The 21381-nt window shown below is 58.5% G+C and carries 22 protein-coding genes and 1 pseudogene; 11 read left to right on the top strand and 12 right to left on the bottom strand.

Annotated features, from left to right (window positions below):
* Positions 1 to 278, top strand: a 278-nt coding sequence (locus G485_RS0121285; RefSeq protein WP_027094130.1) for a transposase, incomplete at its 5' end; no start/stop codon positions are given.
* Here G485_RS0121285 and G485_RS29530 read toward each other — a convergent pair.
* The 6 genes from G485_RS29530 to G485_RS0121260 form a co-directional block, all read right to left on the bottom strand.
* Positions 268 to 507, bottom strand: a complete 240-nt coding sequence (locus tag G485_RS29530; protein ID WP_240489234.1) for a very short patch repair endonuclease — start codon at positions 505 to 507, stop codon at positions 268 to 270. The two genes, G485_RS0121285 and G485_RS29530, sit on opposite strands and share 11 nt — an antisense overlap.
* A 251-nt stretch (positions 508 to 758) precedes the next feature.
* Positions 759 to 2321 (bottom strand): 23S rRNA (uracil(1939)-C(5))-methyltransferase RlmD, encoded by a 1563-nt coding sequence (gene rlmD, locus G485_RS27660; protein WP_051318467.1) that lies wholly within the window; start codon positions 2319 to 2321, stop codon positions 759 to 761.
* A gap of 25 nt (positions 2322 to 2346) precedes the next feature.
* A complete protein-coding gene (locus tag G485_RS0121275; protein ID WP_051318466.1) occupies positions 2347 to 3213 on the bottom strand; it encodes a diacylglycerol kinase in 867 nt (288 codons plus the stop codon).
* A gap of 22 nt (positions 3214 to 3235) precedes the next feature.
* The gene (locus G485_RS27655; protein ID WP_084423435.1) at positions 3236 to 4069 is read right to left on the bottom strand and encodes a sirohydrochlorin chelatase; all 834 of its coding nucleotides are present in this window, start codon (positions 4067 to 4069) and stop codon (positions 3236 to 3238) included.
* A gap of 221 nt (positions 4070 to 4290) precedes the next feature.
* Entirely contained in the window at positions 4291 to 4794 is a 504-nt protein-coding gene (locus G485_RS0121265) for a hypothetical protein (RefSeq protein WP_027094194.1), read from the bottom strand.
* Positions 4795 to 4976: 182 nt separating this feature from the next.
* Positions 4977 to 5300, bottom strand: a complete 324-nt coding sequence (locus tag G485_RS0121260; RefSeq protein WP_027094193.1) for a YerC/YecD family TrpR-related protein — start codon at positions 5298 to 5300, stop codon at positions 4977 to 4979.
* Positions 5301 to 5545: 245 nt separating this feature from the next.
* Between G485_RS0121260 and G485_RS28630 the strand changes: the two genes are divergently transcribed.
* Both G485_RS28630 and serS read left to right on the top strand, forming a co-directional pair.
* Entirely contained in the window at positions 5546 to 6019 is a 474-nt protein-coding gene (locus G485_RS28630; RefSeq protein ID WP_051318463.1) for a hypothetical protein, read from the top strand.
* Positions 6020 to 6356: 337 nt separating this feature from the next.
* Positions 6357 to 7661, top strand: a complete 1305-nt coding sequence (gene serS / locus G485_RS0121250; RefSeq protein ID WP_027094192.1) for a serine--tRNA ligase — start codon at positions 6357 to 6359, stop codon at positions 7659 to 7661.
* Positions 7662 to 7972: 311 nt separating this feature from the next.
* On the opposite strand, the gene G485_RS0121245 is transcribed toward serS, so the two are convergent.
* The 6 genes and pseudogenes from G485_RS0121245 to G485_RS27640 form a co-directional block, all read right to left on the bottom strand.
* A complete protein-coding gene (locus G485_RS0121245) occupies positions 7973 to 8917 on the bottom strand; it encodes a DUF1861 family protein (protein WP_027094191.1) in 945 nt (314 codons plus the stop codon).
* A 109-nt stretch (positions 8918 to 9026) separates the two neighbouring features.
* Complete coding sequence (locus tag G485_RS0121240; protein ID WP_027094190.1) at positions 9027 to 10025, bottom strand: inorganic phosphate transporter; 999 nt, start codon at positions 10023 to 10025, stop codon at positions 9027 to 9029.
* 31 nt (positions 10026 to 10056) lie between these two features.
* Positions 10057 to 10671 (bottom strand): DUF47 domain-containing protein, encoded by a 615-nt coding sequence (locus tag G485_RS0121235; RefSeq protein WP_027094189.1) that lies wholly within the window; start codon positions 10669 to 10671, stop codon positions 10057 to 10059.
* A 145-nt stretch (positions 10672 to 10816) separates the two neighbouring features.
* Positions 10817 to 11032, bottom strand: coding sequence for a hypothetical protein (locus G485_RS0121230; RefSeq protein WP_027094188.1), 216 nt, complete (start codon positions 11030 to 11032; stop codon positions 10817 to 10819).
* On the bottom strand, positions 11032 to 11718 hold the full coding sequence (locus G485_RS27645) for a Ger(x)C family spore germination protein (protein WP_051318462.1): 687 nt from the start codon (positions 11716 to 11718) through the stop codon (positions 11032 to 11034). The genes G485_RS0121230 and G485_RS27645 overlap by 1 nt, the downstream gene beginning before the upstream one ends.
* 14 nt (positions 11719 to 11732) lie before the next feature.
* Positions 11733 to 12467 (bottom strand): annotated as a pseudogene (locus G485_RS27640) (spore germination protein); the annotation flags it as partial.
* A gap of 460 nt (positions 12468 to 12927) precedes the next feature.
* Here G485_RS27640 and G485_RS0121210 point away from each other — a divergent pair.
* The 8 genes from G485_RS0121210 to G485_RS0121175 all read left to right on the top strand — a co-directional run bounded on the left by G485_RS0121210 (position 12928) and on the right by G485_RS0121175 (position 21193).
* Positions 12928 to 14673 carry a cache domain-containing sensor histidine kinase gene (locus G485_RS0121210; protein WP_027094187.1) on the top strand — a complete coding sequence of 582 codons (1746 nt, stop codon included), beginning with the start codon at positions 12928 to 12930 and terminating at the stop codon, positions 14671 to 14673.
* Positions 14674 to 14676: 3 nt separating this feature from the next.
* Positions 14677 to 16239, top strand: a complete 1563-nt coding sequence (locus G485_RS0121205; protein ID WP_027094186.1) for a response regulator — start codon at positions 14677 to 14679, stop codon at positions 16237 to 16239.
* A gap of 103 nt (positions 16240 to 16342) precedes the next feature.
* Entirely contained in the window at positions 16343 to 17686 is a 1344-nt protein-coding gene (locus G485_RS0121200; protein ID WP_027094185.1) for an ABC transporter substrate-binding protein, read from the top strand.
* Between the two features lie 67 nt (positions 17687 to 17753).
* Positions 17754 to 17909: a helix-turn-helix domain-containing protein gene (locus tag G485_RS29525; protein WP_084423434.1), complete on the top strand. Its 156-nt coding sequence runs from the start codon at positions 17754 to 17756 to the stop codon at positions 17907 to 17909.
* Positions 17906 to 18151: a hypothetical protein gene (locus tag G485_RS0121190; RefSeq protein ID WP_027094184.1), complete on the top strand. Its 246-nt coding sequence runs from the start codon at positions 17906 to 17908 to the stop codon at positions 18149 to 18151. Before G485_RS29525 ends, G485_RS0121190 begins: the two co-directional genes overlap by 4 nt.
* Before the next feature lie 229 nt (positions 18152 to 18380).
* Complete coding sequence (locus tag G485_RS0121185) at positions 18381 to 19280, top strand: carbohydrate ABC transporter permease (protein ID WP_027094183.1); 900 nt, start codon at positions 18381 to 18383, stop codon at positions 19278 to 19280.
* Position 19281: 1 nt separating this feature from the next.
* Positions 19282 to 20127, top strand: coding sequence for a carbohydrate ABC transporter permease (locus tag G485_RS0121180; protein WP_027094182.1), 846 nt, complete (start codon positions 19282 to 19284; stop codon positions 20125 to 20127).
* Positions 20128 to 20158: 31 nt separating this feature from the next.
* Positions 20159 to 21193 (top strand): glycoside hydrolase family 88/105 protein, encoded by a 1035-nt coding sequence (locus G485_RS0121175; protein WP_027094181.1) that lies wholly within the window; start codon positions 20159 to 20161, stop codon positions 21191 to 21193.
* Positions 21194 to 21381 lie beyond the last annotated feature (188 nt).

The raw sequence follows: 21381 nt of genomic DNA, 5'->3' as shown, positions 1-21381 counted from the left end.
CATCCAAAGAACAACGTGACGCCGATGATCGAAAGCAAGAGAAGCAAGACGCTGCACAGCGCAATGCGATCGAAGGAAAGTTCGGCGAAGGCAAACGCAAGTTGGGTTTGGGCCGAATTTGCTCCCGCGGTGCTCATACAAGTTTAACTGTCATCGCTATCCAGTTTCTTGTTATGAACCTGGAACGGCGACTGCGGGTTCTTTTTTTCTCTTTTTTCAGATTCATTGCGTTCCGTCCGATTTTTTGCATGAAAACCGCAAAGAAAATCACGGTCTAGGCTCATGCGTTGGGAGCAGCTTAAATTGATCTTGTTCAGCAAGCCCTATCTTATCTTTTTTTATTGCAATATCGGGTTTACCTTTAAGATTTTTTACATTTCTCCTAAATCTAAGTCCACGTTTCCATAACTCATGAGTTACAGAATTCTCAATAAGGGATTTTTTACTTTTAACTGCCCTCATTAGGTCGCTTCTTTTTTCTTTAGAGAGTCTATCGACCAATGCCACCCACCTCACATAAAAATTCCAGCTTATTTTGTACCATTTATTGAGGATATAATCCAACAAGTGAAATTTTCAATAGGCTTTTAATCAAACAAGCCATCCTAAATCCTAAGAAAAAGGATAGCTCGATTCTCTAAGCCCATTTATTTTGCTTCAGAAAAAAGAGGTTTACGGCAATTTTACGGCAACCCTCTAAAAATGACTCTGTTACATCTTTTCAAAAGAGCCTGTACTATCTCTCAAACCCTTATATATTAAGGCATCTCGACCCCTGTACCACTCCACACCAGTAACGAGACGACTTCCGTATGCACCGTATGCGGAAACATATCCACCGGCTGAGCCTCCACAGTCCGATACCCGCCGTCTTCTAAAATCCGAAGGTCGCGGGCGAGGGTGGACGGGTTGCAGGAGACGTACACGATGCGCTTGGGACTCAACTGGAGCATGGTGGTCAGCAGGCGCGTGTCGCAGCCTTTGCGGGGCGGGTCGACGACGATGACGTCGGGCGACACGCCGGCGGCTTGCCAGCGCGGCAGGATGTCTTCGGCGGCGCCGACGGCGAATTCGGCGTTGGCGATGCCGTTGATGGCCGCGTTGCGGCGGGCGTCCTCGATGGCTTCGGGGACGATCTCGACGCCGTAGACGCGGCGGGCGTGCTTGGCGAGGAACAGGGTGATCGTTCCGATGCCGCAATAGGCGTCCACCACCGTCTCGTTGCCGGTGAGGGCGGCGTACTTCAGAGCGGAACGATACAAGCGCTCCGTCTGTGTGGGATTTACTTGGAAAAACGAGCGTGCGGAAATCGCGAAGCGGATATCCCCGATCTCGTCGTAGATGACGTCGCGGCCCCACAGGACGCGAGTTTCATCACCGAAGACAACGGGGGTGCGTGATGTGTTTACGTTCTGGCAAATGCTCTTTACGCCGGGCACTTGCTCGCGTACAAGGGCGACGAATTCGGCTTCATGCGGCAAGTCGCGGCCGTTCGTTACGAGCACGACCATACGCTCACCGGTCGCTTCCGCATGGCGAACGACGACGTGGCGAAGAAGACCCCGGCCCGTGCCGCGGTCATAAGCGCTGTAGCCGAGAGACCGCGCGATCGCCTTGACGGCCCGCACGGTCTCTTCGTTCGGCTCCTGCTGGATCAAGCAGACGTCCATATCGACGATATCATGGCTTCCCTGTTCGTAGAACCCGCCGACCAGGCCGCCTTCTACCGCAAAGCCGATCGGCACCTGCGCCTTGTTCCGGTAGCGCCAAGGCTCATCCATGCCGATGACGGGATGAACGAGAACCGGGGGACGTTCGCCAGAGGGAACGGCCGAAGCATCGTCGAGGTCAAAAGCTACCGGCAACTTCCCGATGCGCGCAAGGTTGTCCGCGACATGCTGCCGTTTCCAGCGCAATTGGGCCGCATAGTCCCAATGCTGAAGCTGGCAGCCGCCGCAGGCGTCGTAGATCGCGCACGGAGCGGCGCGGCGATCCTCGCTCGGCTTGAGCAACTCCGCCATTCGCGCTCGCCCGAACGATTTGCCGGCGCTTGCGACTTCGGCCAGCCCCCGGTCGCCGGGCAACGCGCCGCGCACAAACAGGGTATAGCCTTCGTACCGGCCTACCCCTTCTCCTTCGTGCGTCAGGCCGACGATGTCCAGTTCGACCGACTGCCCGGGCGCGACCGGCAAACCGGAAGGAATGCCGTCGCGAACCCTGCCTCGGCTTCCTGCGGACGCACCCGTCGCTCTTCCCGCCGACGGCCCCGCGCCCGAACGTCCCGGCCGCGCCGAGCCTTCTCCCGTCCTCGATCCCTTCATCTTCCGTGTCAAAAACGTCGCTCTCCTATCTGCGGTAGCTCGATTTGCCGTTCTCGTCTACAAATACGTTCAGATGCGAAGGCAGCACCGAGAACGAGCACGGCAGCGTGCCGCCGAATTCGCCGTCCAGATTGAGCTGCACGCGATCGTCCGTCTCCACGGCGAGCTTGTTCGTCTGGAAATAAATGAGGTGCGAATCGTTCAGATGCTCCCCGCGCAGTGCCATCGAAGCGAGCCGGATCATCTCGGCAAGATTGCACTTCTTCATGATGAGCACGTCGAACAGGCCGTCGTCTGTCTTCGCCTGCGGCGCCAGCTTCTCGAAGCCGGCGACAGACTGCGTGTTGGCGATGAGGAACAGCATGAACTCCCCTTCGAAGTCGCCGACGCCTTCCGCCGAGATTCGCAAGCTCGTCGGCCGGAAATGCGTAATTTTCTCGAAACCCTTCACATAATAGGCCAACTGCCCGATCATCGTCTTCAGCTTGCTCGGCACCTCGTAGGACAAGTCCGTCAGGAAGCCCCCGCCCGCAATATTAATAAAATATTTGCCGTCGGCCATCCCGATATCGACCGGCCGCGAATGCCTCCGAACGATCAGGTCGACGGCGTTCTGCCAGCGCTTCGGAATGCCGAGCGCCCGCGCGAAATCGTTCGTCGTACCCATCGGAAGCACGCCGAGCGCCGGGCGGCGTTCGTGTCCGCTCATGCCGTTGACCACTTCGTTGAGCGTGCCGTCTCCTCCGGCCGCGATGATGAGATCGTACTCTCCTCTGCCCACCGCTTCGGACGCGGCCAGAGAGGCATCCCCCTTCCCCTCCGTGGCGTGGCAGGACGTCTCGATGCCCCCTTGCTCCAGCCGCTGCAGGATCATCGGCAGCCGCCGGCGCATCTCTTCCCTGCCGGAGGTCGGATTATAAATTAAGCGGGCCCTGATCTTTTCCAACTTGCTCCCCCTCTTTACCCTCAACCAACAAATCGTTCAGCCATTCCGACGCCTGCCGAACGAGCCACTCCCCTACCTTCCGATGGGGAATGAGCGATCCGGCCGCATAGCGGCAATCCAATCCTTCCAGCCTTCGCGGAATGACCACGGATGTGAAATACCCTTCGCTGATGAACACAGGCACCGCAACGACCCGGTGCTCCTCCGCATGTCTCTTCTGCAGCGCGCGAACCCGTTCCGCGACCTCGTCCGGACGCAGCAAAGCCGCATCGGCGTCCGCATAACCGCCCCGCTCCCGCATCCGGTCCGCCAAGGCCTGCAGCCCCCGCCGCCATTCGCTCCTGAACCACGGCTCTTCGCTCCCGTGTCCGATCAGCAGCAGACTCTCCCTTGCGGGATTCTCCGATGCCGCGCTTGACGCCAATTTGTCCAGAAGCGCGTCGGCGATCTCCGGATCGTCCCCGATCGGCTTGCCGTACGTCAATCGCGCCTTGACCCGGCACCGCTGCAGGTCGGTCGGCCTCCGCGGCTCTTCGTAAGCGCCAAGCGCCCAGCCGATCTCGTCCACGTGCGTGCTTCCCGCGGAGACGAACAGCGGAATCGCCAGCATATGGGTCACGCCCTGCTCCTCTAATCGATCGATCCCGTCCTGAATGAGTCGGCCTTCCACCAGCTCGAGATAGCCGCATTCGACGGGAACGCCGGGCAGCGCTTCCCGAACGCCCTCGACCGTATCGTCCACCAAGGACACCCACCGCTCTTCCTGGGACCCATGGCTGATGACCAAAATTCCAGGCTTCACAAGCGGTTCCCTCCATCTAACGACCGATCTTCACAACCCTACTCACTCATGCTATCGAAACGTAAACCCAATGTCAACGAGACCGCCGCCCGTAGAAAAGAGGGAACAACCATTCGCATCATCATCCGCCAGCTGCATATTGGACGGAAGCTACTCACTCCGCCCTCCGCGTGCAAAAGGCAAGGCGGCTTCACTCGCTGGGCCCGCGGTGAAAGTGGGTGCTACCGGGCTTCTTCTGGCGGATGGTCACTGCACAGACACGAAGAACCGCCAAGCCCAAGCTTGACGGTCAGACTGTTTAGATAAGCCCTCATTTCATTTTTCCATAATAACCCATAATTTGCATTTGAATACCCGGCGACGACGGCGACGGACAGGAGCGGAATCCAGTAATAGAGCATCTTCTGGAAGAAGGGCAAGTTTTGCAAAATATACGGTTCCGGAATGACGATGACGAAATGGATGTCCGAGTAGGCCGAGGGTTGCTCAGCACCAAATGGTTCCCGCCCTTCCACTTCAGGGTGCCAACCGGCTCCTTCATCCGAAGAACTTCGCCGCGGAAGGCATCGTCCCGAACGGGTGCGGGAGCGCCGGACGTCCGAAATTTGCTCGCGCACGATTCGGGTAGCGTATACATTATTGTAAATGAGGAAAATGACGAGCGGAGCGACGATCAGAAAGAAACGGAATACGATGCGAAATCGCACCGATTGCCAGAAGCGCATCCGATTCCCTCCTGAAAGGCCGCGCGAAATGGGGAATTATCCCGAGCATAACCCAATAATAGGAAACCGGGCAATATGAAAATAGACAACCTGAAGAACCGTTCCCGCGGCGGACCCGGAGAACGGTTCTCGGAAGAAGTTAAAAATAAGGAGCATCCGGCTCGGCCGAAGACAGCCCTTCCTTAGCCCTTGCGGGACTCGTCGGAACTGTCGCCGTACCGGCCCAGCCTTTCCAGCGTCATCTTGTAGCCGTCGTTGCCGTAGTTCAGACAGCGCTTCACCCGCGAGATCGTGGCCGTGCTGGCGCCCGTCTCGGATTCGATCTGGTTGTACGTGTTCCCTTTGCCAAGCATGCGGGCCACTTCGAGCCGCTGCGACAGCGATTGAATCTCGTTCACGGTGCACAGATCGTCAAAAAAGATATAGCACTCCTCAATGTTCTTAAGCGTCAGAATGGCTTCGAAGAGCTGGTCGATCGATTTGTCGTTCAGCTTTTTCAACTGCATATAGGCTGCCACCTCTGTCCGTTGCGCGGACGTCCATTTTTAAAGCTATTGTACTTCGTTTCGTGAAATTCCTCAAGCTTCACCGTATTCACGCTTTACCGAGATAAATGCCCTCGTTGGGCGGGCATTCGTCCATACGCTTTCGCCCCTCCGCACATACCCTGTATCAAGCGTACCGGCATTCCCGCAACAACCGGGGCAGTGCCCTACCCAACCTATCGGACGAAAGGTGTGAAACGGACGCCATGGACGAAACCGAGAAACCCGGATTGCAAGGCTGGACCCCCGGCTTGGGCGGGCCTCCCCAAGGAGGAGGGTATCCGGGCGTCGGGGATCCGCTCTTCGGTCCCCCCGCCTACTACAATCCGCCCGTTCAGGTCCTTCCTGCCGCTCAGCCGGCTACGACGGCGGCCAAAGGCGGCGGACTGAGCTCGCTGGTCAATCTGAACGAAATTAAAGGCATTATCGACCGGGTGGGCGGCCTCGACGGCATCCTGGCGAATATGGGCAAGATCCAGAAGCTCATGGCTATGATGCAGCAGATGGCGCCGCTGGTCCGCTTGCTCATCGGCAAAGGCAAGGCCGGGACGGCCTCGGCCGACAAATCTTCCGGCGCCGCCCCCCGCCCCCGAAGGCGTACCGGCGCCAATCGCGGCCTTTCGGGTTCCCGGGCGGGCCGCTCCTCGCCGCGCCGGCCGGCGGCGAAGAAGCGGCGGTAGCCGGTCGGCTTCGGCCGCCCCGCCGCCGTCTCGCCGCATTGCCGAATCGGGCTTGCGCGCGTTGCGGGTTTTCGATATACTTCATTTTAAATCGATATCGACCACATTGCCAATGAAGAGCATCCAACTCGGAGGCGTTCTCGTCAAGGAGATGCCGATCGGCTCGCCCGCATCTCCCTAAGTTAACCGGCGCCGCCCGTTATCGCGGACACAAGCGGATCGGACCTCATCGCGAAGGTTCGGTCAAGTTGAGTGGCACCGCGAGTCCGAAGCGCTCCTCGTCCCATACGGATGAGGGCGCTTTTTATTTTTTGGGCGCGAAGGGAGAGCGGTGTTTATGTTGGACATCAAATGGATTCGGGAACATGCGGATCAGGTTCGGCAAGCGGCGGAGGACAGAGGAATGGACTTTCCGGTCGGCAAGCTGCTCGAGCTGGACACGGCCAGGCGGGAAAGCCTGCGGGAGCTGGAACGGCTCCGGGAGGAACGGAATCAATGGTCGCGCGCGGCCGGGGAACGGATGAGCCGCGGCGAGGCCGGGGAAGCGGAATCGATCCGACTGCAGGTCAAAGCGCTCCAGGCCCGCTTGAAGGAGCTGGAGAAGACCGGCGAGGCGATCGGGCGGGAGTTCCGCGAGCTGATGCTCCGCACGCCGAACCTCGTATCGGCCGATACCCCGATCGGGGAATCGGACCGGGACAACGTCGAGGTGCGGCGCGTCGGAGAGCCCGCTTCGTTCGAGGGGTTCGAGCCGCTGGACCATGTCGCCCTCGGGGAGCTCCACGGGCTGCTGGACATTCCGCGCGGCGTGCGAACGGCGGGCTCGCGGCACTATTACCTGACCGGCGCCGGCGTCGCCCTGCACCGGGCCGTCCAGCAGCTTGCCCTGGATACGCTCGAAGCGCGCGGCTTCCGGCTGCTGGAGGTGCCGCTGATGGCGAAGACGGAGACGCTCGTTCATGCGGGCTTCTTCCCGCAAGGCGAAGAGCAAACGTACCGCATCCAAGGCGAGGATCTGTGGCTGGTCGGCACGTCGGAGGCGCCGCTCGTCTCGTTCCACGCGGGCGACGTCCTGGAAGCCGGCGAGCTGCCGATTCGGCTCGCGGCGGCATCGACGTGCTTCCGCAACGAGGTCGGCTCGGCGGGAAGAGACGTGCGAGGGCTGTACCGCGTTCACCAGTTCGCGAAGGTGGAGCAGGTGGTCATTGCCGATAACGATCCGGAGAAGGCCGAACGGCTGCTTCAGGAGATTACGGAGAATGCGGAGACAATTCTGCGGCTGCTAGAGCTGCCCTACCGCGTCGTGGCGGTCTGCTCGGGCGACATGTCGTTCAAGACGTTCAAGCAATACGACATCGAGACGTGGATGCCCAGCCGCGGCGCCTACGGGGAGACGCATTCGTCGTCGCTTCTCCTCGATTACCAGGCCCGGCGCGCGAATATCCGATTCCGTGACGACGACGGCAAGCTTCAGTATTGCTACACGCTGAACAATACGGCCATCGCCTCGCCGCGCATTCTCATTCCGCTGCTGGAGAATCATCAGCAACCGGACGGCTCGATCGTCATCCCCGAAGCACTCCGGCCATACCTGAAGGGGCTGGATAAGCTGGAGGCGAAGAGGGCGGATTCGGACGAGTAAAAAATGCATGCAAAATTGGCCGGTGGTGTCGATCGAAAGTCTATCGGACTGTCGATCCGTATTGGCCGGATTTTGTTCGACTGAGGCTCCGATTCAAGCGAATAACGGCTTGTCGGTCCGTTAGGATTCCCCAATGGGCTTCCGATCCCGAAATAAAGGCTCTGCGGTCCGTCCCTTGCATTTAAGGGAGAATGGTCTTGAACGCTCGCTCGTTTAAGCTCCAAAAACGCCGGGCCCAGCCGGCCACGAAACTTAACAAAAAACAAATCGGCCCCTCGCTCGGCTGCCTGCCGGCCGAGGGGCCGATGTTGTCACTTCTCGTACTCAAGGAAAGGATCGGCGATGACGATGCGATGCGCTTCGGCGTCGCTGACCCCCGTGTACAGCGTCGCCGTGCCGTCTTCGTGGCGGTGCAGGCCGCCGCTGAACAGCACGTCCTCCAGGTCCGGGCGCTTGGCGGGTCCGTCCGGGAACATGTCGCGCGAAGCGATCAGCTTGATCGGCGTATGCGTCCGGCTCACCGGATCGTAGGCGAACGTCATCGGATAATAGTGGCGGATATTGTCCTCGTCCATGCGCGCCACATGGCCGAGAACGCCGATCCGGCCGTTGCGGAGCAGATGCGCTTCGTTGCCGCCGCCCCATTCGACCTTCACGAATTGGTCGTGCAGCAGCTCGGCGTTCTCGATCGTCTCCTCGTTCAGCTCCTCCAGCTTCCCGATCTCGGTGAAGCCGATCATGGCGCGGGCGTCGTTCACCGGCATCGGCCGGGTGAAGACGCCGATCCGGCCGTTGCGCATGTCGACCAGACGGATATCCTTCATCGTAAGAGGCCCTTTGGCGAACGGTTCCAAGTCGCGGATGCGGCCGCCGCGGTAGAAGACCGTCCTCCAGGAAGTGACGTAATGGGGATCGTCGTTGTCGAAGTACACTTCGACGCCGCCGAACACCAGCTCTCCCCGGATGAACGAGACGAACGGATCCTGCAAGGCGAATACGGGCGAGCCTTCCCTTATCGTCCATTCCCCGCCGCGCTCGACGAAAAAGCAGACTTCAGAACGCTCGCTCGCGCGGTCCTCGACCCGGCCCGCAATGACCCAATCGCCTTCATCCAGGAACGGAGCCGTAATATTGTAGACATCGCGGCCGCCCACGCCGGAGAAAATCAGCTTCTCTCCCCGGGCATCCGGGCGTTCGCGTTGAAATTGCTCGAACAATTCGGCGCACGACTTGGCTTGCCTAGCGGATGCCTGCATTGACTGCCCTCCAAACTCCGTACCCCGTGGATAGATTCCGTTTAACATTGCTCTTTCACTTTATATTACCGAAAATTAAGCCGATGGTGAGGGGTGGATGCCGTCTCTCTTATTGAAATAAACTTAAGATCCAATATATAATCGCCGCCATGACGCTTGCGACCGGAATCGTGACGACCCAGGCGACCACGATGCGCCCGGCCGTATTCCAGCGCACGCTGGAGAACCGCTTCGCCGCCCCGACGCCCAGGATGGAAGAGGTGATCGCGTGCGTCGTACTGACGGGCAGGTGGGTGAGCGTGGCGGAGAAAATGACGGAAGCCGAGCTGAGGTCCGCCGCGAAGCCGTTGATCGGTTCGATTTTGAAAATTTTCGTGCCCATCGTTTTGATAATTTTCCAGCCGCCGACCGACGTGCCGAGCGCCATTGCGACAGCCGCGGAAATTTTGACCCACAGCGGAACTTCGAGGTGGGACTGATAACCGGCGGACACGAGCGCGAGGGTGATAATCCCCATCGCCTTCTGGGCGTCGTTCGTTCCGTGGGTGAACGATTGCAGAGCCGCCGTCAGAATCTGTCCGGTCCGGAAGCCCTTGTTCACGTAACGGGGGCTGGCGTTGGCGAACAGATGCTTGAGGATGAACATGACGACGTATCCGAGCGCGAACGCGATAATCGGGGACAACACCAATCCGATTACGATGGTGCTGAAGCCGCCGTAATTGATGCCGTCCCAGCCTTCGGAGGCGACGGCCGCTCCGGCTAGCGCGCCGATGAGTGCGTGCGAGGACGATGAGGGAATTCCTTGCCACCACGTAATCAGGTTCCAGAGGATGGCCGCAATCAGCGTCGCCACGACGACCGTCAGCCCGTGCTCCAGCTTGAACGGGTCCGTGACCTTGCCTCCGATCGTTTTCGCTACCCCCGTATACATAAGCGCTCCGACCAGATTCATGACGGAGGCCAGCAAGATGGCGATCCGGGGCGGAAGCGCCCGCGTCGACACCGAGGTCGCGATTGCGTTGGCCGTATCGTGGAAACCGTTGATAAAGTCAAAACTGAGCGCCAATACGACGATAATGGCTACAATCCATGTCATTTGATCCATGCTTGTCTCGTCTCATTCCTGTCCAGCGCCATCAAGAATTGCGCATTATGATGGACTGCAATATATTCGCGACGTCTTCGCAGGAGTCGGTCGTCTCCTCCAGACGCTCGTACATGTCCTTCAGCTTGATCAGCTCGATCGGATCCTTGACGTTCTGGAACAGGTGCTTGATGCCCTGACGCATGAGGTCGTCCCCTTCGTTCTCCAGTTCGTTGAGCTTGACGCAATGGGTTTGGATCGCCAGCAGCTTCTTCTGGGTCAGCAAATAGATCGCCGCTTTGATCTCCAGCGCGGAGCGCCGCAGAACGTCGCCGAACTTCCGAATGTAGCCGTCGGGCTTGGAGATATGGTACATGTCGAACCGGGAAGTGCAGGCTTCGATGCCGTCCAGAACGTCGTCCAGCAGCTTCGTCAACGCCATAATGTCTTCCCGTTCGATCGGAGTGATAAACGTCTTGTTGAGCTCCGTCAGGATCAAATGCGCGAACTGGTCGCCGCGGTGCTCGAATTCCTTCATCTCTTTGGCGAACGCCGCTACGTCCGGAAGATCCCCGCTCACGGCGGTGGAGAATCGTTCGACCGCTTCCTGAATCAGGTCGGCCATCTCTTCCAGCGTTTTAAAGAAAATGTCTTTTTTCCGAAACACGGATTTACCTTCTTTCCACGTATGGATGCTTGATGCTTGTCGAACCTCTATACCGGCGTAACAAACCCACTCCATATCTTATCACAGCGATGACAAGCTTGGCACCCGGGTTTTCGCGTTGTGCGGCGACTTTTTGTTAAGATGGTCATCCCTGCCTGCAATCATACCCTTCCGGCCTCCGCCGCCGAACGTTTCGAGCCGAACCGAAGTTAGAGAACCCCGACAGCAAGAACGGGATGATCACAAGAAAGATGAAGGCGAACATCGTCCACGACCGGTTCAGCGCCTGTCCGACCATGACGATATTGCCGTAGCTGGCAAGCGCCAAAGGAATGATCCCCATCGCCATCGGCCACACCATCAGCCCCCAGTCCCGGAATACGCCATGATGGCGACGGGCTTGATCGTGTTGCTGCCGTCGATCCATTGAGCCGTCTTCCTGTTGCCGATAATTTCGATGCCCGTCAAAGCCGGGCTTTTACCCTTGGTTCCCAGATCGATCAACAATTTGTCCAGCGTAATTTTGCCGGTTGCGGCCCACAGGCGATCCGAATTGGAGAGCTTGGTGTACAAATTGTTGGCCGGAATCGGATCGATCGAGCTGGAGATGCCCAGCACGTCGGAAGCTTCGCAGCCCTTGGCGACGACAAGAAAGAAGTCGTTGCGCATGGCCGCTTCGCGGGAGATGAAGTCGAGCGGCTTGCGAATGCCTTCGCGTGCCATCCGTTCGCCGAAAACGACAATCCTCAGATGGGAAAAATAGAGCCGCTTCGACAGCTTGGTCGTCATTCTTCGGAGCGCTTCCGGGACGGTCTTCCCTTGTTCGGTGAAGGTAACGACGGGGGGCAAGCCTTTGGCCATGCCGTTCCGGCTGGATACTTGGCCCGGATTGACGATCTGGGCGGATACCTTGTATCCGTCACCCGCCTTGTCGATCCCCAGTCCGACCACAATGGCCGGGTCGTTCAGCTCATGCCGGCTCCAGCAGCCGGTTAGCGGCAGAAGCAAGGCCAATAGCGAGACGATCGGCATCCATTTTCGCAGCACGGTTTCTCCTCCTGTCAGTTCCGCCGATGGAGCCGAACGCGGTTGGCGGTCTTGATGCTGTAGGGACGGCGAAGCATGCCCGGAAAGGGAAGGCGGAACAACGTATCCTTCTGGTCGCCCATATGCATGGGAGCGGTCGGCGACATGTAGGGGACGCCGAACGATTGCAGGCTGCACAGCCGGACCACGATAAAGATAATCAGGAGGAAAACGCCGTACAGGCCGAACGTAGCGCCCAGAAACATCAGAAAAAATCGCAAAATCCTCGCGGAGATCCCTATATTGAACGCGGGCATGACGAAATTGGAGATGGCGGTGATCGAGAAGACGATCACCAGGCCGGCCGTCACCAGGCCGGCTTCGACGGCGGCCTCGCCGACCACGAGCGTTCCGACGATGGAGATGGATTGGCCGATCGTCTTCGGCATCCGAACGCTCGCTTCCCTTAAAATTTCAAATATAACCTCCATGATCAACCCTTCCAAGAAGGCGGGAAAGGGAACGCCCTCCCGCTGGCTCGCCAGGTTGTACAGAAGCGTCGGCGGAAGCAGCTCCGGCTGGAAAGTCGTGATGGCGATGTACAAGGAAGGCGTCAAAATGGCGAGAAGAAACGCCAGGAAGCGCAAAAGCCGGATCAGGGTGGCGAAGTCCGCCCTCTGGTAGTAGTCCTCGCTCGACTGGAAAAATTGCGTGAACAACGCGGGCACGACGAGCGCGAACGGGGTTCCGTCCACAGCTTTCACGATGCGCCGGGCGTTTAAACGTCCGCTTCGCCCGGTCCGTGCGTTCATGTTACGAATCGGCGCAGCCATCGGATCGGCCGGGGCGAACTCTGCTTTTTAAACAAAGCGCCCGGTTTTTTGAATTAACGCGCTGCCGTCTCTCCGACATAATGAGAAATTGTAAGGGTTTCCATTGAAAAAGACGAATCGAGCGTCAGGAGGGTGCAAATGAAGACTACCGCACTTTCGCTTCTTGCGTTCGGCGCTTGCGATCGCCTTGGCCGGATGCGGCTCCGGCGGCGGCAACAACGCGAAGCCCGCCTCCGACGCGCCGGACGCGTCCGGCTCCTACCGATAGCGCTCCCGGGCAACCGGAACCTTCCCAGGCGAAGGGTTCCGGTTTTGCAGTCTCATCATCCGTTTGCATTGACAGCGTTTCCAAAGGGGTGACATAATTTCTTTAATCACGGGGATGGGGAGGTTGCCCATGGAGCCGAGGTTCAAAGCCTTCCGCCATATGAGAATCCGCCACAAGCTGTCCATCGTGATCGCGCTTATCGTCATCGCCGCTTTTTCGTTTACGGTGCTCGTTCAGCAGTACGCTTTCACCGTATACGACCGGCAGCTGCACGCCAAATCGTCGCAGGTGCTCAATCTGTCCTCGGCCGCCATCGAATCCGAATTGAAGCGGATCGAGCAGCTGTCCTTCACTATGATTGCGGACGTCCAGCTGCAGAAGCTGCTGCGGTCGCTTCAAGCGAGCAAGTCCGATTACGATAACCTGGTTTACCGCAAAGAGCTGATCGACCTGCTTCTCAGCTACAGCGGCTCCGAGCCGTACTTGTATTCGATTCAGCTGATCGACGCGCTCGGAACGGAGAGCGACGCCGGCAATCCGATCGCCATCGATTCCGGCAAGCGGGCCCGCATCATGCAGCTGTCCGGGGAAGCCCAGGGCGGCAACGTCTGGGTGTTCCCGGACGAGAAGGATCCGGCGCTCATCTCCGTGCGCGACATTCGCTCCTATACCAATACGGTGTTCGACCTTCGTTATTTGGGCACGCTCATCATCCGGATCAATCTGGACGCCATCGTTCGCAAGCTGGCGGTCGAGCCGGGAGAATTGATCATTCTGTCGGGCTCCGACGTCGTCTATCCGCGCAATCCGACGTTCGATCCGTCCCTGATCGAGAACCGGCTGACGAAGCGAACCGGCTACTTCTCGGAAACGTTCGACAACGAGACGTTGTTCGTCTCCTACAGCCGCTCGGCGCCGACGGGATGGACTTATTTGAACATTACGCCCTACAAGCAAATTTTCGAGCGAATCATCTTCATCAAGCGTCTGGTCGTCATCGTGTTCGCCTGCATCTTCGCGCTTGTCATCCTGTGGGGCATCCGCTTCTCCCGGAGCTTGACGCGGCCGATCAAAGATTTGATCGCCCGCATGAAGCTCGCCGAGAAGGGCAACTTCGCCGGGGCCAATCTGATCGCCGGCGAGGAGACCGCCGCCTCGATGGACGAGATCGGCTTGCTGCAGCGAACGTTCCGGCTGATGGTCGAGCGGATCAATACCCTCATTACCGAAAATTACGCCAGCCGGCTGCTCGTTAAAGAAACCGAATTCAAGGCGCTGCAAGCCCAGATCAATCCGCATTTCCTGTACAACACGCTGGAATCGATCAACTGGATCGCCAAGATGAACCGACAGCCGCAAATTTCCCAGATGGTCGAATCGCTCGCCCTGCTGCTGCGCTACTCTGTCAGTCTCAAGGAACCGATCGTGACGCTCGCCGAAGAGCTCGAGATCGTCCAAAGCTATATTACGATCCAGAAGTTCCGCTTCGAGGACCGGCTCGACTTCTCCCTGGACATTCCGGATCGGTACCACAGCCTGCGCATACCGAAGCTGTCGCTGCAGCCGCTGCTCGAGAACGCCATCCAATACGCCCTGGAGCCGTCCATCGGCATCTGCTCCATTACCGTCCGAAGCTATGAGACCGACGGGGGGCTGAAGCTGACCGTCGAGGACAACGGGCCCGGCATGCCGGCCGACACTCTCGCCAGGCTGCGAAGCGGCAAGCTGAAGACGAACGGCAAAGGCATCGGCCTGCTCAATATCGACGAGCGCATCAAGATCAGCTTCGGCGAACAGTACGGCGTGCAGGTCGAGAGCCGTCCGGGACACGGAACCCGGGTGATCGTCAGCATACCGAACCATACGGAGGGATGAGCAATGTACAAAGTGCTGTTGGTCGACGACGAACGCATTATTCTGGACGGCATCTCCACGATGGTCGACTGGACTTCGCACCGGACGGAGCTGTCCGGTTCCGCTCCGAACGGCCTCGCCGCGTACGAGCGCATCCAGGCCGATCCGCCCGATATCGTCATCAGCGACATCCGGATGCCGGGCCTGGACGGGCTGGAGCTCGTGGCCAAAACCAGCGCCTCCCATCCGAACATCCGCTTCATCCTGCTGTCCGGCTTCAGCGAATTCGACTACGCCAAGCGGGCGATGCAATTCGGCGTCAAGCATTATCTGCTGAAGCCGACGAACGAGACGAAGATCGCCCAGGCGTTGGACGAGGTTACGCGAGAGCTGGATATTCATTCCGGCACGGAGACGTTCATCCGGAACATGAAGCAGCGTTTCGACAAAATGGTCCCCCACGTCAAGGAGCAGGTGCTGAAGGAGTTCGTTACCAACAAAACGTACGGCAGCCAGGACTGGGACTATTACCGGAGCCTGTTCCAATACGATTTCGACCGGCCGGTGCGCCTCTTGCTGTTCCGGCTGGAAGGCTCCGCCGAATTCGAGCACCTGTTCGCGATCAAGAACATCGCCGAGGACATTCTGGAGACGACGCGTCTCGGTACGACGATCGGCGATCACGTCCTCATACTGATCGAGGACCCGGGTGAGCCGGACGCGCTGCACGAGCGGCTCGGCCGCATCCGCAGCACGTTTATTCAGTATTACAAGATGGACGTGACGATCGCCTTGAGCAGCCCGGGCGACATCGTTCAGGCGCGCGCCTTGTACCAGGAGACGCTGCAGTGCCTTAACTACCGTTTCTACCTGGACGAAGGCGGCATTATTACGAGCAAGGACACGTTCCAGGCCGCCGATCCCGCGCCGGACGCGCTCGACTTCGACGTCGACAAGCTCGCCATGCCCGTCCGTTCCGGGCATCTCCGCGAGGCCGAGCAGGCGCTGGAAGAACTGTTCGCTTCGCTCAAACGGGCGAAGCTCGACATCGCCATGACGAAGTCGTATGCGATTCAGCTGTTCATCTCCCTCATCCGGCTCGCTGATCCGCGGCGGATGAACGAAGGCTACCAGCAAATTCCGCAGTTGGTCGAGATGAATACGCTGCAAGCGATGCAAGATTTCCTCGGGCGGACCGCGCGCGATATCGCGAGGCGCAACTACGAGCGGAACGTCGTCAAGCATACGACGATCGTCCGCAAGGTGCTCGACATTATCGAGCAGCAGCTTGGCAACGCGAACCTGTCGCTCAACTTCGTCGCGGGCGAGATGCTCTACATGAACGCCGACTACTTAGGCAAGCTTTTCAAGAAGGAGACGGGCGAGAAATTTTCCAATTATGTCATGAAGCTGCGGATGAAGCAAGCGACCAAGCTGCTCGCGGAGGAGCCCGACATAAAAATTTTCGAGCTGGCGGAGCGCCTCGGCTTCGGGGACAACCCGCAATATTTCAGCCAGGTGTTCAAGAAGCAGATCGGATGCACGCCTTCGGAATATATCAAGGGAGTGGAGAGCACTGGTTTTTGAACAATTCCCCCGGTTTTTTGCCTTAACCTCCCCCCGGATCGTCAGGATAATAGAAATGTAAGCAGTTACATTGCGTTCAGACTTCTAAGGGGAGGATAAACGGATGAAGAAAGCTTTATCGATGCTGTTGATAGTATCCCTGGCGATCGGGCTTGCCGCTTGCGGAAGCGGCAACAACGGGAACGGCGGCGGCGATCGGGCGGCAAGTCCGTCGGGCTCGGCCTCGGCTTCGCCGTCCGCATCGGCGGACAGCGGGGAGCCGGTTACGCTTCGCATCGCCTGGTGGGGCGGACAATCGCGCCACGACTATACGCTGAAGGTCATCGACCTGTACAAGCAGCTTCACCCGAACGTCACGATCGAACCGGAGTACGCCAGCTTCGACGATTACTGGAAGAAGCTCGCGCCGCAAGCGGCGGCCAAAGACCTGCCGGACGTCATCCAGATGGACATCTCGTATCTGAGCCAATACGGCACGCTCGGCCAGATCGCGGATTTGACGCCGTACATCGAGAACGGTACGATCGACACGAAGAATATCAGCGAGAGCGCCATTTCCGGCGGCAAAGTGAACGGCAAGCTGTACGCGTTCAACCTCGGCTCCAACGCCCTGCTCGCCGTCATCGACAAGGCGATGCTGGAGAAAGCCGGCGGCACGATGCCGGACCGGAACTGGACCTGGGACGACTTTACCTCCTGGGGCGAGAAGCTGAAAGCGCAGGGCAAGCTTCTGATGCAGGATCTGCGCCACGACGTCTTCTTCCCGTTCTACCTGAGAAGCAAAGGCCAGCATATGTACGCGGCCGACGGCAAGAGCCTCGGTTACAGCGACGACAAGTATTTCATCGATTTCTACAACATGTATAACGATTGGTACCAGAAAGGCTACCTGCTGCCGCTCGACAAGCTGGCGCAGAAGAAGGGCACGCCGGAAGACGGCGAGCTGGAGCTGGGCAACGCCGTGAGCACGTGGGGCTGGTCCAACCAGTACATCCTCTCGTCCACCGTGGCGAAGCGTCCGTTCGAGATTTTGCCGGTTCCCGGCTGGAACGAGAACAAGGCGCTGTTCCTGAAGCCGAGCATGTACTTCTCCATCGCGGAAAACTCCAAGGTCAAGGAAGAAGCCGCCAAGTTCATCGACTTCTGGGTGAACAACATCGACGCCAACAAAATCATTATGGGCGAGCGCGGCGTGCCGGTCTCGTCGGCGGTCAAGGAAGCGCTCAAACCGGACTTGTCGCCGGAGCAGACCAAAGTGTTCGAGTACGTCGCCTGGGCCGAACAGAACAGCAGCGAGATGGATCCGCCGAACCCGCCCGGCGCGACCGAAGTCGACAAGCTGCTGAAGGAGACGGCCGAGCAGATCATGTACAAGAAGCTGACCGTCGAGCAAGGCGCCGCCAAATTCCGCGAGGAAGCGAACAAAATTTTGGCGAAGAACAAGTAGAGAATAGCTGCAAGCACTCAAGGAGCTTTCCGTCCGCGTCGGCCGTGGACGGGAAGCTCCTTGCCGTATGACCGCCAATGCGCGGGAGACTTCACATCGGCAGACCATTGCTTTTATTGAGAAGAACAAATACAATCCCTCCCTGGTTCTGGCTTTTAAAATCGCTCTTGCTTTCGAGAAACCGCTGACGGATGTCTTTCAATATGAAGAGGAAGGAAGATGACCATGACTACAGCTTTGTTGCTTGTGCTTTGCGGGTTGGTGATTGTGGCGCAACGTATTTGTTCCGGTTTCAGAAAAGCAGGGAAGGCAGAGATGCGAGAGGCCGCGGCATACAAAACGAAGCCGTCAAGTTCATGTATCAGGTACTCTATTATCGGCAACATTGTCCTGATCGTTGGTTACTTGCCTGAAACGAAAGTAGCCAAACGTCTCGAGGAGGAATATTCGGCCTCAATTCTTTAGATCGATCCTGGGCGCAAGGCGCTCGTCAGATGGGCATCAATCTTTCTTGCCGCCCCCCTTTTCACCGCTTACCCAAATCCCGAGCATGTCGGCTATTTAAACAAAATGAACGGTTTTTTGCCTTCTGCCCGCCCCCTCCCGCCTGCATAATGAAGATAGGGAAGCAAGCGCTTGCATCACATCCGCACTGCCGCCGCTCCTTTCATTTGCACCCAAGGGAGTTGAATTCATGAAGCTGCGCCATAACGACCACGTGGTCGGCTATCTCTTTTCCGCCCCGTTTATTCTGGGCTTTCTCCTCTTTATCGCATACCCGATGGTCTCCTCCCTCTATTACTCGTTCACCAACTATAATCTGCTGTCGGCTCCCACTTTCGTCGGCTTCGACAACTACGCGAAAATGTTCGCCGACGACGACAAGTACTGGAACTCCGTCCGCGTCACGCTCCACTACGTCGTCGCCAGCGTGCCGCTGCGTCTCGCGTTCGCCCTGCTCGTCGCCATGCTGCTCAACAAAGCGATCGCCGGCATCGGCCTCTACCGTTCCGCTTACTACCTGCCTTCGCTCATCGGCGGCAGCGTCGCGGTGGCGATCCTCTGGTCCCAGGTGTTCGGCGACAAGGGCCTCGTCAACTCCTTCCTCGGCTTGTTCGGCGTTCATACGGACACCTCGTGGATCGGCGACCCGCGAACGTCGCTCTGGACGCTGATCGCCCTGTCGGTGTGGCAGTTCGGCTCGTCGATGCTCATCTTCCTGGCGGGGCTCAAAAACATCCCCAAAGACTTCTACGAAGCCGCCGGTGTGGACGGGGCGGGCGCCGTGCGCCGCTTTTTCCGAATCACCCTGCCGCTGCTCAGCCCAATTATTTTGTTCAACCTGATCATGCAGACGATCTCTGCCTTCATGACGTTCACGCCAGCCTATATCGTCTCCCGCGGCGAAGGCGGTCCGCTCGACACGACGCTGCTGTACTCGCTCTATCTGTACAAGCGGGCGTTCGAGTTCTACGAGATGGGCTACGCTTCGGCCATGGCCTGGGTCATGCTGATCGTCGTCGGGGTGCTGACGCTCATTCTGTTCCAGACTTCCCGCTTCTGGGTTCACTACGAATCGAAAGGAGACCGCTAAGATGACGGCATCCGCCAAACTTTGGAGACGTATCTCCTATCATCTGCTGGTCGGCGGTCTGGCGCTGGTGATGTTCTATCCGATTCTGTGGCTGTTCGTCAGCTCGCTCAAGCCGAACGACGAAATCTTCACGACGGCCTACAGCCTCATACCGAGCCGTCTCGAGTGGCGCAACTACGCGACCGGATGGGCCGGATTCGCCGGGAACTCGTTCGATACGTTTTTCAAAAACTCGTTCATCATCGCCATCCTCTCGACCATCGGAGCCGTTGCCAGCTCGGCCCTCGTCGCCTACGGCTTCACGCGCATCCGCTTCTTCGGCCGGGCGTTCTGGTTCGGATGCATGATGATGACGATGATGCTGCCGCGCGACGTCACGATCATTCCGCAGTACATCATGTTCACCAACTTCGGCTGGCTGTCGTCGTTCAAACCGATTATCGTGCCGCAGTTTTTCGGCATCCCGTTTTTCATTTTCCTGATCATGCAGTTTATCCGCACCGTTCCCGCCGATCTGGACGAAGCCGCCAAGATCGACGGCTGCAGCAAATACGGCATCTTCTTCCGCGTCATTCTGCCGCTGACGGTGCCCGCGCTCGTGACGGCCGCGATCTTCTCGTTCTACTGGACGTGGGACGACTTCTACCATCCGCTGCTTTATTTGAACAAGCCGGAGCTGTATCCGGTGTCCCTGGCGCTCAAGCTGTTCCTCGATGGGGAATCGCTCAATAACTGGGGCGGCATGTTCGCGATGTCCACGCTGTCGCTCATCCCGGTGTTTGTCGTTTTCTTTATTTTTCAGAAATATATCGTGGAAGGCATCGCAACCAGCGGTTTGAAAGGATAATTCACTTATGACTATGGAGGGACTGGAGCTTATGCCGGCATTGATATTCGACGAGAACGAGATTAGAAGCATCATCGACCGGGTGGTCGAGCGCACATTTCGCATGGATTTCAGTTGGGATTGGCCGGGGGGCGTCGCGTTCTACGGGGTTTGCGAGGCTGCGGCGGCGACGGGCAACGACTCGTATCTGGAAAAAGTAAAAGCGTGGGTCGACGAAAATATGGAGGACGGACTGCCCAAGCTGTCGGTGAACGGCGTGTCGATCGGGCATTCGCTTCTCAGTCTGTACGAAGCTACGAAGGATGAGCGGTATTTGGCGACGGCCCGGGAGATGGCCGAGTTCCTTACGCACGAAGCGGCGCGCTTCGGGGACGGAATCTTCCAGCACACGGTCAATTCGGAGACGTACAACTTCCCCGAGCAGGCTTGGGTCGACACGATGTTCATGGCGGGCTTTTTCCTGCTGCGGATCGGGGCGCTGCTGGAGCGGAGCGATTACTTCGAAGACGGGCTCAGGCAGTATCACGGCCACGAGAACGTGCTGCAGGATCCGGTGACCAACCTGTACTATCACGGCTGGGACAACATTGCAGGCAACCATATGAGCGGCATCCACTGGGCCCGCGGCAACGCCTGGGCGGCGCTGACGATGGCGCGCGCGCTCGAGATCGTGCCGGTCACGCACCCTTCGTTCATGATCATCGAAGGCTCGCTGCGTGACCAGCTCAGCGCGCTCGTCCGGCTGCAGGACCCGGCTTCCGGCCTGTGGCACACGATCTTGGACGACCCGTCGTCTCCGCTCGAGACGTCCGGGTCCGCCGGCATCGCCTGCGCCCTGCTGACGAAGGGGCGCCTGTACAACAAGTACTCGCAGCGCGCCATTGACGGCATTGTGGCGCGCATCGCGGACGACGGCACCGTTACCGGCGTGTCCGCCGGCACGGCCGTCATGAAGGACGCCGCCGGCTACCGCGGCGTGCCGGACAAGCGCATCCAGGGCTGGGGGCAAGGCCTTGCCCTGGCCTTCCTCGCGGAGCTGCTGCGCGTGAAGCAAAATCCTTATTGAGCGCGCCGGCCGGGCAATGCGGAAGTAGCTCAAATGCTGAGCTGCTTCCGCTCGCCACGACGCAATCTCGCCAATGTAGCTCAAATGCTGAACTGCTTCCGCTCGCCACGACGCAATCTCGCCAATGTGGCTCAAATTCTGAGCTACTTTCGCTTACCACGCCGTATTCCCACTAATGTGACTCAAAT

Origin of the sequence: Cohnella thermotolerans DSM 17683, from assembly GCF_000429825.1 — a bacterium.
Lineage (GTDB): Bacteria > Bacillota > Bacilli > Paenibacillales > Paenibacillaceae > Cohnella > Cohnella thermotolerans.
Note: the sequence above shows the minus strand (reverse complement) of the source record. Positions and strands in the feature narration are given on the sequence as shown.